The organism is Streptomyces sp. NPDC058701 (genome assembly GCF_042715295.1).
Classification (GTDB): Bacteria; Actinomycetota; Actinomycetes; order Streptomycetales; family Streptomycetaceae; genus Streptomyces.
On record NZ_JBHXSY010000014.1, the window covers coordinates 1 to 11,335 of the forward strand.

General features: G+C 74.2%; 10 protein-coding genes and 1 pseudogene. 2 read left to right on the top strand and 9 right to left on the bottom strand.

The window, feature by feature from the left end; translation table 11 throughout:
* Positions 1 to 193 (top strand): annotated as a pseudogene (locus ACFWW8_RS17205) (hypothetical protein); the annotation flags it as partial.
* On the opposite strand, the gene ACFWW8_RS17210 reads toward ACFWW8_RS17205, so the two are convergent.
* The 7 genes from ACFWW8_RS17210 to ACFWW8_RS17240 form a co-directional block, all read right to left on the bottom strand.
* The gene (locus tag ACFWW8_RS17210; RefSeq protein WP_386529564.1) at positions 151 to 1,374 is read right to left on the bottom strand and encodes a cytochrome P450; all 1,224 of its coding nucleotides are present in this window, start codon (positions 1,372 to 1,374) and stop codon (positions 151 to 153) included. The pseudogene ACFWW8_RS17205 and the gene ACFWW8_RS17210 sit on opposite strands and share 43 nt — an antisense overlap.
* 179 nt (positions 1,375 to 1,553) lie before the next feature.
* Positions 1,554 to 2,213, bottom strand: coding sequence for a response regulator (locus ACFWW8_RS17215; RefSeq protein WP_383916482.1), 660 nt, complete (start codon positions 2,211 to 2,213; stop codon positions 1,554 to 1,556).
* Positions 2,210 to 3,565 carry a sensor histidine kinase gene (locus ACFWW8_RS17220; RefSeq protein ID WP_386529567.1) on the bottom strand — a complete coding sequence of 452 codons (1,356 nt, stop codon included), beginning with the start codon at positions 3,563 to 3,565 and terminating at the stop codon, positions 2,210 to 2,212. Before ACFWW8_RS17220 ends, ACFWW8_RS17215 begins: the two co-directional genes overlap by 4 nt.
* Positions 3,566 to 3,653: 88 nt before the next feature.
* Positions 3,654 to 4,325, bottom strand: coding sequence for a response regulator (locus ACFWW8_RS17225; RefSeq protein ID WP_386529570.1), 672 nt, complete (start codon positions 4,323 to 4,325; stop codon positions 3,654 to 3,656).
* 5 nt (positions 4,326 to 4,330) lie between these two features.
* Complete coding sequence (locus ACFWW8_RS17230; RefSeq protein WP_386529573.1) at positions 4,331 to 5,665, bottom strand: sensor histidine kinase; 1,335 nt, start codon at positions 5,663 to 5,665, stop codon at positions 4,331 to 4,333.
* Between the two features lie 10 nt (positions 5,666 to 5,675).
* Complete coding sequence (locus ACFWW8_RS17235) at positions 5,676 to 6,914, bottom strand: acyltransferase (RefSeq protein WP_386529576.1); 1,239 nt, start codon at positions 6,912 to 6,914, stop codon at positions 5,676 to 5,678.
* On the bottom strand, positions 6,892 to 8,001 hold the full coding sequence (locus ACFWW8_RS17240; RefSeq protein ID WP_386529579.1) for an alpha/beta hydrolase: 1,110 nt from the start codon (positions 7,999 to 8,001) through the stop codon (positions 6,892 to 6,894). Before ACFWW8_RS17240 ends, ACFWW8_RS17235 begins: the two co-directional genes overlap by 23 nt.
* Before the next feature lie 191 nt (positions 8,002 to 8,192).
* Between ACFWW8_RS17240 and ACFWW8_RS17245 the strand changes: the two genes are divergently transcribed.
* On the top strand, positions 8,193 to 8,675 hold the full coding sequence (locus tag ACFWW8_RS17245; RefSeq protein WP_386529581.1) for an HIT family protein: 483 nt from the start codon (positions 8,193 to 8,195) through the stop codon (positions 8,673 to 8,675).
* A 107-nt stretch (positions 8,676 to 8,782) separates the two neighbouring features.
* Here ACFWW8_RS17245 and ACFWW8_RS17250 read toward each other — a convergent pair whose 3' ends face one another.
* Both ACFWW8_RS17250 and ACFWW8_RS17255 read right to left on the bottom strand, forming a co-directional pair.
* Complete coding sequence (locus ACFWW8_RS17250) at positions 8,783 to 9,172, bottom strand: nuclear transport factor 2 family protein (protein ID WP_386529584.1); 390 nt, start codon at positions 9,170 to 9,172, stop codon at positions 8,783 to 8,785.
* 92 nt (positions 9,173 to 9,264) lie between these two features.
* Positions 9,265 to 11,022, bottom strand: coding sequence for a protein kinase (locus ACFWW8_RS17255; protein WP_386529587.1), 1,758 nt, complete (start codon positions 11,020 to 11,022; stop codon positions 9,265 to 9,267).
* Between the last annotated feature and the right edge of the window lie 313 nt (positions 11,023 to 11,335).

The following is an 11,335-nucleotide window of genomic DNA, read 5'->3' on the forward strand; positions in this document are numbered from 1 at the left end:
GCTGCTGGTGGACGCGCTCGCGGACCGGTGGGGGGTGGACCGGGGGCTGCCGCCGGGGTCAGCCGCCGGGGTCAGCCGCAGGGCAGCCGTCTGGTCGCTCGCCGGGGTCAGCCGCAGGGCCGGCCGCCTGGTCGGTCGCCGGGTCGGCCGTCAGAACGCGACGATCAGCTCGTCCAGCCCCCGGATGACGTAGCCGTCCCGCCACCGCGGCTCCTTCACCAGCCGCAGCGGCGGGACCCCGGGAGCCAGCAGGGCCCCGAAGGACGCCTCCAACTCCCGCCGTGCCAGGGGGGCTCCGAGGCAGTAGTGGATTCCGGCGCCGAAGGTCAGGTGCGGATTGTCGGCCCGCGCGAGATCCAGTACGTCGGGGTCGGCGAACCGCGCGGGGTCCCGGTTGGCCGATCCGAAGAGCAGCGCCACCTCGGCCCCGCGGGGTACGACGGTGTCACCGATCTCGATGTCGTCGAGCACCCAGCGTTCGAACATGTGCAGGGGTGTGTCGAACCGCATCAGTTCATCCACAGCTGTGGACAAGTGTGGGGACGTCGCGCCCTCGGGGTGCGGATGCGCCCGGAGCTCCGCGAGCTGCTCCGGGTGCCGCAGCAGCGTCCACCAGCCGTTCGCGGTGGTGTTGACGGTCGCTTCGTGGCCGGCGTTCAGCAAGAGGACGCAGGTGGAGATCATCTCTTGCTCGCTGAGCCGCCCGTCCTCGTCGTGGGCGGCGATCAAGCCGGAGATCAGATCCTCCCCGGGGCGGGCGCGCCGCTCGGCGATCAGCGCCCGCAGGTACGCGCTGAACTCCACGCTCGCCCGGACCGCGCTCCGCGCCGTCTCCTCGTCCGGCCGCAGCTCGAACATCCCGCAGATGTCCGCCGACCAGGGCCGCAGCAGACCCCGGTCCGCCTCCGGAATGCCGAGCAACTCGGCGATCACCGCCACCGGCAGCGGTTCGGCGACGGCGGTGAGCAGATCCCCGCCGCCGTCCGCGACGAACTGCCCCACCAGCTCCCCCGCGAGCCGCCGCACGGCGGGGACCAGCCGCTCCACGGTCCGCGGGGTGAAGGCCTTCGCCACCAGCCTGCGCACCCGCGCGTGCGCGGGGTCCTCCAGGTCCAGCAGGCCGTTGCCGTTGAGCACGTGGAACGGCTCGTGCTCCGGCGGCGGTGCGGTACGGCCGAACTCCTCGTGCGAGAAACGGTGCAGGTAGGTCCGGCCCAGCCGCCGGTCCCGCAGCAGCGCGCTCACGTCGGCGTAGTGCGGCACCAGCCACTGCCCGGTCGGCTCGTACCAGACGGCCCGCCCCCGCTCCCGCAACTCCCGGTAGGCCGGGTACGGATCGGCGACGAACGCGGGGTCCCACGGATCAAAGCCCATCCCCGCACCCTAGATCCTGCCCCGCCGACCGGACGGCCCCCCGTGCCACCGGGCGCGGCAACCCGGCTCCCTCCGGACGATTCGCCTCCCCACCCCGCTCCGGCGGAACGCAGTTCCCCGCCCGCCGGACCTGTCGTCGCAGGAGGGCGACCCCGGGTGGGGCGCGCTGGCTCGGGCGCCTAGCTCGGGCGCACCAGGCGGGTCTCGTAGGCGAACACCGCGGCCTGTGTCCGATCGCGGAGGCCCAGCTTCACCAGGATCCGGCTCACATGGGTCTTGATCGTGGACTCCGCGACGACGAGCCGGTCCGCTATCTCGACGTTGGAGAGCCCCTGTGCGATCAGTACGAGCACCTCGGTCTCGCGCTCCGTCAGCTCCCCCACGCCCGCCGGGTCGGCGAGCCTCGGGGACTCGGCGAGCTTCGAGAACTCCGCGATCAGCCGCTTGGTCACCGACGGCGCCAGCAGCGCCTCCCCGGCCGCCACCACCCGCACCCCGTCGGCCAGCTGGCGGGCCGAGGCGTCCTTGAGCAGGAACCCGGAGGCCCCGGCCCGCAGCGCCTGGTACACGTACTCGTCGAGGTCGAAGGTCGTCAGGACCAGCACCTTCGCGTCCGTGTCGGCGGCCACGATCTCCCGCGTCGCCTCCAGACCGTTCATCAGCGGCATGCGGATGTCCATCAGCACCACGTCCGGCCGCAGCGCCGCCACCTGCGCGATGGCCTCGCGGCCGTCGACGGCCTCACCGACCACCTCGATGCCGTCCATGGCGTTCAACAGCACGGAGAACCCCTCGCGGACCATCATCTGGTCATCGACGATCAGTACCTTGATCGTCACGGCGTACCCGGCCCGGAGCTCGTCTCGGACACGGTCCCGGACACCGGCTCGCCGCGCCCGCGCACCGGGATGAACACCGCCACCTCGTACCCGCCGTCGGCCGTCGCGCCGGCCGTCATCTCACCCTCCAGCATGGCCACCCGCTCCCGCATCCCGGTGATCCCGTGCCCGGCACCGGGCGAGGGACGCACGTCCCCCGTCGCCGCTTCGTTGACGACGCGTATCCCCAGGCCACCGAGCACGTACGACACCTCCACCCCGGCCTGCGCACCCGGCGCGTGCCGCAGCGTGTTGCTCAGGGCCTCCTGGATGATCCGGTACGCCGACAGTTCCACGCCCTGCGGCAGCTCCCGGACCGCGCCGGTGATCGTCTTGTCCACGCTCAGCCCGGCCTGCCGCACGTTCGCCAGCAGCCCGTCCAGTGAGGCGAGCGTCGGCTGCGGGGCGTCGGGCGCCTCGTAGTCCGCGGAACGCACCACGCCCAGCACCCGCCGCAGCTCCGTCAGGGCCGCCACCGCGTTCTCCCGGATCGTGACGAACGCCGCCTCCAGCTCCGGCGGCGGGTTCTTCACCCGGTACGGCGCCGCCTCCGCCTGGATCGCCACCACCGACATGTGGTGCGCCACCACGTCGTGCAGTTCGCGCGCGATCGTGGTCCGCTCCTCCAGCAGCGTCCGCTTGTCCCGCTCTACGGCCGTGACCTCCTGCTGCGCCGTCACCTCCGCCGTCGCGTGCCGGCGTATCTGGATGCTGCTCGCGATCGCCAGCGCGATCGCCGAGGTCACCGCCATCTCCGGGAAGTTCATCCCCGACCGGTTGCCGAACACCAGCGAGATCCCGAAGCCGAGGGCGAAGGTCAGCACCCACATCCAGCCCGCGATCCGCGGCCCGGTCCGCAGGGTCACCAGGACCAGCACGACGATGTAGGAGAGGAAGCTGCCCGGGGTCCAGGGCCAGTTCCAGGATCCGCCGAGCACGGCCAGGGCCAGCGTCATCGCGACGGCCGCCCACCACGCACCCACCGGCCGCACCAGCGTCATCAGGATCGGGATGCCCGCGATGAGCCCCGCGGCGAGCCGGCCCAGGTCGCCGAGGAAGGTCTGCTGGGAGCCGGCCGTGAAGATCACGGTGAAGGCGGCCAGTGCCGTCACCGCCGCGTACTGGCCCCAGGGCGCGTGCCTGCGTATCGCCGCGGGCATCCGCCGCATGAAGCGCCCCGGGGCCGTCATCAGCGGGAGCGGCCGATAGGCGAAGGCATCGGTGATCATGTCCTGGCGCAGGGTCGCCAGCACCCCCGCAGCCATGCGGAACTCGGGCGTACGGGGTGTCCCCCCGGCGGTCGTCTCGGTCATACACACCACCGTAGGTCGCCGCCCACGTCGTCCGCGTCGCCGCTGATGGGGATATCCCGGGGTCCCTCTCAAGGACTACCCGGGTCCGTCAGTAGCCCGTCGGACGGATCAGGCCCGTCTCGTACGCGAAGACGGCGGCCTGGGTCCGGTCCCGCAGGCCGAGCTTCACGAGGATGCGGCCCACGTGGGTCTTCACCGTCTGCTCGGCCAGGACCAGGTGCGCGGCGATCTCCGCGTTCGACAGGCCCTGGGCGATCAGCGTGAGCACCTCGGTCTCCCGCTCGGTCAGTTCGTCGATCCGTGCGCGCGACGGGGCGCGGGGCGCCCCCAGCCGGGAGAACTCCGTGATCAGCCGCTTCGTGATGTTCGGTGAGAGCAGTGCCTCGCCGGCCGCCACCACCCGCACCGCCTCGGCCAGCTGGTCCGCCGAGGCGTCCTTGAGCAGGAACCCGGAGGCCCCGGCCCGCAGCGCCTCGTACACGTACTCGTCGAGGTCGAAGGTGGTGAGGACCAGCACCTTCACGGCGGCGCCCGGGACGGAGGTGATGACGGAGGTGGCCTCGATGCCGCCCATGCCCGGCATGCGGATGTCCATCAGCACGACGTCCGGGGACAGCTCGGCGACCCGGGCAACGGCGTCGGCGCCGTCCACGGCCTGGCCGACCACCTCGATGTCGGGCTGGGCGTTGAGCAGCACGGTGAACCCCTGCCGGACCATCATCTGGTCGTCGGCGATCATCACCTTGATGGGGCTGGTCATGGGGGTCAGTCCTTCTTCGTGTCAGGGGCGGATCCACCGGTCGGGTGCCGCGGGTCCATCGGGAGCACGGCGCTCACCTCGTACCCGCCGTCGGGGCGCAGCCCCGCGGCCAGCTCGCCCCCCAGCATGCCCGCGCGCTCCCGCATGCCCAACAGGCCGTGTCCCGCCCCCGGGGAGGACGGGGCGGGTCGCGTCGGGGCGGTGTTGGCGATGCACAGGTGCAGGTCGTGAGGCCCGTAGGCGATGCCGACCTCGACCTGCGAGCCGGGCGCGTGGCGCAGGCAGTTGCTCAGGGCCTCCTGCACGATCCGGTACGCGGTGAGCCCGACGCCCGAGGTGAGCGGCCGACGGACACCCGCGATCTCGGTCGTGACCTCCAGGCCCGCGCCCCGCACGTTGTCCACGAGGCCGTCCAGCTCGGCGAGGGTCGGCTGCGGATGGTGCGGGTCCGCGGGATCGTCCGGGTCCTCGGAGCGCAGCACGCCCAGCACCCGGCGCAGTTCCGTCAGGGCCTCCAGGGCGTTCTCCCGGATGCCGGCCAGGTTCTCCTTCAGTTCCTCGGACGGGTTCTCCACGAGGTGCGGCGCCACCTGGGCCTGGATGGAGATCACCGACATGTGGTGCGCGACCACGTCGTGGAGTTCGCGGGCGATCCGGCTGCGCTCCTCCAGCAGGGTGCGCCGGGCGCGCTCCTCCTCGGTGAGGGTCTCCTGCTCCACGAGTTTCCCGCGGGCCAGCCGCAGCGCGCGCAGGGCGTAGCCGAGGAGGCCCGAGAAACCGAAGACGACCCCGGCTCCGACGAGGGTGCTCTGGCTGTGCTCCGGCTTGAACAGCGCCTCGGCCAGGGCGGTGTAGCCGAGCGAGACGCCGACGACCGCGATGGTGACCCTGGGCGGAACCCGCAGGGCGACCAGCAGGACCAGCGGCGCGAAGGCGAACAGCCCGCCGGGCGTCCAGGGCCAGGTCGCGTCCGGCGGGAGGGGGAGGGGAATCGTCCAGGCGATCAGGGCGGCGGCCAGCAGCCCGAGCCACCAGGCGGCGATCGGACGGTACAGGGCCAGTCCGATGGCCAGTCCGGTCAGGACCGCCTGGAAGAACGCAAGGTCGCCACTGATCTGGTAGGGGCCGAACAGCTCCGTCGCCGTGAAGAGCCCGAAGAACCCGGCCGCCAGGAGGACGACGGCGTGCGGCAGCCGGGCCAGCCAGCGCGGCCGCGACAACGGGGGAAGCGGGTCCCGGCGCAGGGTGAACAGTTCCCGCACCGCCGCCCGCCAGGTGCTGTCTCCCAAGCCAGGGGCTCGGTGCGGTGGTTCGGCCGGGGGCCGGATCTGCTGGGTCACGGGGGTCACCCTAGGCACCGGTCGCCTCCTTGACGGGAGCCGGACGAGCAACGGCCGTCTGCCGCGCGGCCACCGGTCGGGCCCCGGCCACCGGCGCGGTACCGGGGGCCCGGGGCCGCCCGGGCCGTTCGTACGCACGGAACGCGCCCCAGCACACCGCGAGCGCCGCTGCGAACACCGGCAGCCACAGCAGCCGGGCGGCTATCCAGCCCACCGAGCCCGGCACCGTGTGCAGCCCCGGCAGATCGCCCGGGACCAGCAGTCCGACGGCGGTGACGGCCATCATGGCGGTCTGGTGCCAGAGGAAGACCGTCATGGCGGAGAGGTTCACCAGGGCCACCTTCGCCCAGACCCTCGGCCGGGCCGTGTACCGGGCCAGCGGCTCGCGGACCAGCAGTGCCAGCCCGCACTGGGCCAGCCCGAAGGCCACCGCGGCGAGGGTCGGCGGGTTCAGGTTCGAGACGGCGGCGCCGGGAACGCCCACCATGGACGCCGGGTACCCGGCCCAGAGGACCAGCGAGACGGTCGCGGCGGCCCCGCCGACGAGCAGGAGCAGCGCCGGTCGGCGCCGGGCGAACGTCCCCCGCGACCACGCGGCGCCCAGGGTGTACGGGACGAGCCAGCCCGCTGCCACGTTGACCCAGCCGATCGCCTCGGGCCCGCCGAAACCGAACCGCCAGAGGTCGACGCCCGCCACCACGGCCGCCGGCCAGAGCGGGTGGAGCCGCGCCACCAGCGGGGTCGCGGCGGTCAGCGCGGCGAAGACCAGCAGGAACCACAGCGGTGACAGCACCAGCCCGATCAGCGTCCGCACGGTGTCCAGGGCGACTCCGCCGAGCAGCATCCCGCCCGCGGCCACGGTCCACAGGGCCAGCAGCGCGGCCACCGGACGGAACAGCCGGCCCAGCCGCTGCCCGGCCCACGTGCCGTACGGGACCCCCCGCGCCCGGGCCGACGCGTACCCGCTCGCGGCGACGTGGCCGCCGACGAGGAAGAAGACGGCGAGGGTCTGCAACACCCAGGAAACCGGGGCCAGCCAGGGCATGTACGCAAGCGGACTCGTGCCGCTCAGGCCGCCGTCGGCGGTGGTCAGGGCGGTGACGAGCCAGTGGCCGAACACCACGCCCCCGATCGCCAGGGCCCGCAGCGCGTCCACGGCCCGGTCCCGCCCTGCCGGGGTGGCGCCCTCGATGCGGTCCGCCAGGAGGGCCCAGCGGGAGCGGAGCCTACGCACGGGGGACCCCCACATCGGTGCCGGTGCCAAGGACGATGGCGGCGAGGCTGTCCAGGGAGGCGGTGCCGGGCTTGAGGTAGTCGCTGTGCCCGGCCGAGCCGGCGTCGAAGGCCCGGGCGCCGAAGGCCGGGTCCACCGGGTCGGCGCCGAAACCGATCCCGCCGAACCGCACGTGCGGAACACCGCCTATCCAGTCGCCGCTGGCCCGGCCGGCCCAGATCCGGGCCCGGGTCGGCAGCTCGCGGGCGGCCCGGGCCCCCGTGCCCGGGCTGCCGAACAGGACCACGTCGGTGACCGCCGGCCCGGTGGCGGTCCGGGCGCAGACCACGGAACCGTAGGAGTGGCACAGCAGGGAGAGCCGCGCTCCCGGTCCCGTCAGCCCCCGCAACCGCTCCAGGAAGGGGCCCAGTTCGGCAGCGGCCCCGTCCGCCCGTCCGGTGGTGAGGACGGTGGCGCTGATCGTGCCGGGGGTGTCGTACCCCAGCCAGGCGACCACCGCGGAGCGAGGGCGCTCGGCGTCGAGTCGCTGCTGGAGGGCGACGGCCCCGGCGCGGAACCGCTGGTAGGTGTCGAGCGTGGTGTCCGATCCGGGCACGAGCACGGTGACGCGGTCGGCGCCCTCCAGCCTGCCGAACACCTCGACGGCGCGCCCCGTCCCGTGGCCGTCGAAGGCGAGGAACCGAGCCGTACCGCCCGCCTCCATGGCGTGGAGCTTCGCCGCCCGGCCGGTGCGGCCGGCGCCCCGGGCGGTACGGGCCGCCTCGGCGAGGTTGGTGAGGTTCGCGGCGTACCGCACCTCGGCGGTGGCGTCCTCCGCGAACGCCACGGGCGGCGGGGCGGGCACGTCGGGAGAGGCGGCCGCGGACACGGGTATCACGACGGCGGAGGCGACCAACGCGGCCAGCAACGTCCGCCGCACCCGCCCGCCGATCCGTCCGCCCATCCGCCCGCCGACCCGCCCGGCCCCGGCGGCGCCCGCCGGCCCTGTCGTGCCCCGCGCGACCGTCGCCGTCGTACCGCCGACCGTCCCGGCCCCCACCTCGGCCCCGGCCCCGGCACCCACCCCGGCCCCAGCCCCGTCCCCCGTCTTCGTCCCCGCCATCGTCCGTTCCCTCGCTCCGGAAGAGCCGTCCCCGCCCCTCATCTGCTTCCGAAGGTAGAAATCCATACCCGTGGTCCGCGTCCCGCTGCGGAGCCGTCTCCGCGCGTGGCTCTCAGGTATGACAGGGGTTACGCGAGACGTGAGGTGAGGCGTCGAGCGGGCCGCCACAGGCCGTTCGGTAGGGTCCCGTCATGGTCGACACCGCCTGGCGCCACGACCGCATCGGCAGCGCCCACCGGGGGGAGAACCCCACCGTCCTGCGCCGTCTCGACGCCGGCTTCGCCGTGATCGGCGACCGCCAGTTCCTGCCCGGCTACTCGGTACTGCTGACCGACGACCCCGCCGTGACCCGGCTCTCCGACCTGCCCCGGGCGCGCAGGGCCGCGTACCTCTCCGACATGGAGCGGCTCGCCGAGGCCGTCGAGGTCGCCTGCCGCCGGCTCGACCCGGCCTTCCGCCGCGTGAACATCGAGATCCTGGGCAACACCGACCCGTACCTCCACGCCCACGTCTGGCCCCGCTACGACTGGGAGCCCGCCGACCTCGTCCGGGTGCCGGTCTGGCTGTACGGCGAGGCGGCGTACTGGCGAGGCGCGGAACACGCCTTGGCCCCCCGCCACGACAGCCTGCGCACGGCGATCGGGGAGGAGCTGGACCGGCTCGCAGCCGCCTGACGGCAGCAACCTGAAGGCATCCGCCCGAAGGCAGCAACCCGAAGCCATCGTCCGAAGGCATCCGTCCGAAGGCGCCGCCTGACGGCAGCCCCCGGCGCCGCCGCGGATCAGTCCGCCACGAGGGGTTCCACGTATCCCGCCCGCCAGCGCGGCGCCGGGTCCTGGCCGGGGCTGGTCCAGTACTCCCGCGCCCCCACGATCTCCCCGTCCCGCACGGTCCACAGGGAGACGGCGCGGTAGACGACGTGGTCCTGAGGTATCTCGACCTCGGTGACGACGAGGTCCCCGTCCGCCAGGATGCGCAGCAGTTCCACCGATCTGTCGTCCGCATAGCCGTCGTCACTGTTCACGGCGACGAAGTTGGCACGCCCCACGATGCGCTCACCGCTCACGGGCCATTCGATGACCGCGTCCTCGGCGATGAGCTTGGCCACCCCGTCCCAGTCGCGTGCCTCGATCCGCTCCCACAGTTGTGCCACTACGTTCAACGGCTCCATGTGCGGCAGTGTCCGACGCGGCCGTCATACGTAACAAGCTCTGCTTGCAGGCTTATTGACTTCGACACAATCCGGTGGTCGCTTCAACGCCCTCACTGTTTCCGGTACGTCAGCGGAGGACTGTCCGCGGCGACGAGTTCCCGCCGCAGGGTTCCGTCGGGCAGCAGCAGCAATCGGCTCCACCCGCCCGGCGCGCACGTGACGGGGTCGCCGGAGGTGACGGCCGAGGCGTCCAGTTCCACCGGTTCGGAGGCGCTGCGCAGGGACGCTTCCCAGGAGCAGGCGAAGGCGGGGTCCTGGACGGACAGGGACATCACGGTGTCGCCGACCGACCCGGGACCGAGCGTGAGCCGCCACGCCTGGGTGCCGTTGGCGGCGCGCCAGGTGCCGAGGTACGCGTCGGGAAGGCGGTCGGCGGCGGTTCCGGACGCGCCCGCCGGGCCGACGGGGGCGGACGGCTCCGCCGGGGCCGGGGAGGCCGAGGGGGCGCCGACGACGGGCGTACGGGTGCTGCCGCCGGGCGGCGCCACGTCCTGGCCGCCGCCCATCACGGCGTACACGGTGCCGCCCGCCGCGATCGCGACGACCGAGGCGATGGCGACGAGGAAGGCGGTGGACGCGGTCCGGGACCGCGGGGGCGGCTCCGCCCGGGACGGTCCGTACGCGGGGTGCCCGGCCGGCAGCGTCGCGGGGCCGGAGCGGGTCGGCAGCGTCGACGGATGGACCGGGGGAGGCGGCGGCGGCGCCGACGGCCGGGGCGCCGACGGGTGCTGCGGCGCGGCGGCGGCCGCGTAGGGGGACGGCCCGTACCCGGGCTGGTGCGCAGGCCCGTACGGCGGCCGGTGCTCCGGCGCGTACGGCGGCCGGTGCTCCGGCGGGTGCTCCGGCGCGTACGGGGCCGCGGGCGCGGGCTCGCCGCGGTCCGGGCCGGCGTCCTCGCGGTCCAGGAGCTGTACGGCGTGCCGCCCGAGCTGGGCCACCAACGGGCCCGGAAGCCACGGCTCCAGGGCCCTCCCGTCGGCCACGGTGTCGCCCGCTCCGACCCTGGCCAGCACCTCGGCGGGTGCCGGCCGCCCGGCGGGGTCCCGGCGCAGGCAGTCCCGTACGAGAGCGTGCAGGTCGGCCGGTACCCCGGTCAGGTCCGGCTCGCCCTCGGTGATGCGGAGCAGCAGCGCGGCCATGCCGCCGGGCTGCTCGCTGTCGCCGAACGGGAGCCGGCCGGTGGCGGCGTACGCGAGGACCGCGCCGAGGCAGAAGACGTCGCAGGCGGCAGTGACCGGGACGCCGTTGATCTGCTCGGGGGCCATGAACCCGGGGGAGCCGATGAGTTCGCCGGTCCGGGTCAGACCGGCGTCGGGCTCGGCGGGGGCGCGGGCGATGCCGAAGTCGATGACGCGGGGGCCGTCGAGGGTGAGCAGGACGTTCGAGGGCTTCAGGTCGCGGTGGATGAGTCCGGCGCGGTGGATGTCCTGGAGGGCGTACGCGAGACCCGCGGCCAGGATCCGTACGGAACGGCCCGGCAGCGGACCGAAGTCGCGCGCGACGGCCTGGCGGAGGCTGGGCCCCGCGATGTAACCGGTGGCGAACCAGGGGGTCGGGGCCTCGGTGTCGGCGTCGAGCACCGGGGCCGTCCACTCGCCGCCGACGCGGCGGGCGGCGGCGACCTCCTGGCGGAACCGGGTCCGGAACTCCTCGCGGGCGGCGAGCTCGGGGTGCACGAACTTGACGGCGACGGTGCGGCCGCGGTCGGAACGGGCCAGGTAGACCTGGCCCATGCCGCCCGCGCCGAGGCGGGACAGCAGGCGGTACGGGCCGATGCGGTGCGGGTCGTGCGGGTGCAGTTGCTCCATGGCCGGGTGGCCCCTCCCCCTAGGACTGGCCGTGGATCCGAGCCTAGTGGGGCGGGCTTCGCCGGGGGGCCGGAATACGTGGTCCCGGCTGGCTGCCGCCCCTCGCGGGAGCCCGCCATGGGGCTCTGCCCGGGCCCGTGGCTCCTGACCCGGCGGGGCGGGCCGCGCCTCCGGCGCCGGGGGTGGGGTTGAGCCGTACCGGCTGCGCGCCGGGGCCGCCGGGCTCTGCCCGGACCCGCGCCTCAAACGCCGGCGGGGCTGGGGTGCACCGGGGCTTCACGCGTCGGCGGGGCTGGGGTGCACCGGGGCTTCA

Coding starts and splice junctions, on each gene's coding strand:
- ACFWW8_RS17210 (WP_386529564.1), bottom strand. CDS start 1,374: ATGGGCTTTGATCCGTGGGACCCCGCGTTCGTCGCCGATCCGTACCCG.
- ACFWW8_RS17220 (WP_386529567.1), bottom strand. CDS start 3,565: ATGACCGAGACGACCGCCGGGGGGACACCCCGTACGCCCGAGTTCCGC.
- ACFWW8_RS17225 (WP_386529570.1), bottom strand. CDS start 4,325: ATGACCAGCCCCATCAAGGTGATGATCGCCGACGACCAGATGATGGTC.
- ACFWW8_RS17235 (WP_386529576.1), bottom strand. CDS start 6,914: ATGTGGGGGTCCCCCGTGCGTAGGCTCCGCTCCCGCTGGGCCCTCCTG.
- ACFWW8_RS17240 (WP_386529579.1), bottom strand. CDS start 8,001: ATGGCGGGGACGAAGACGGGGGACGGGGCTGGGGCCGGGGTGGGTGCC.
- ACFWW8_RS17245 (WP_386529581.1), top strand. CDS start 8,193: ATGGTCGACACCGCCTGGCGCCACGACCGCATCGGCAGCGCCCACCGG.
- ACFWW8_RS17250 (WP_386529584.1), bottom strand. CDS start 9,172: ATGGAGCCGTTGAACGTAGTGGCACAACTGTGGGAGCGGATCGAGGCA.
- ACFWW8_RS17255 (WP_386529587.1), bottom strand. CDS start 11,022: ATGGAGCAACTGCACCCGCACGACCCGCACCGCATCGGCCCGTACCGC.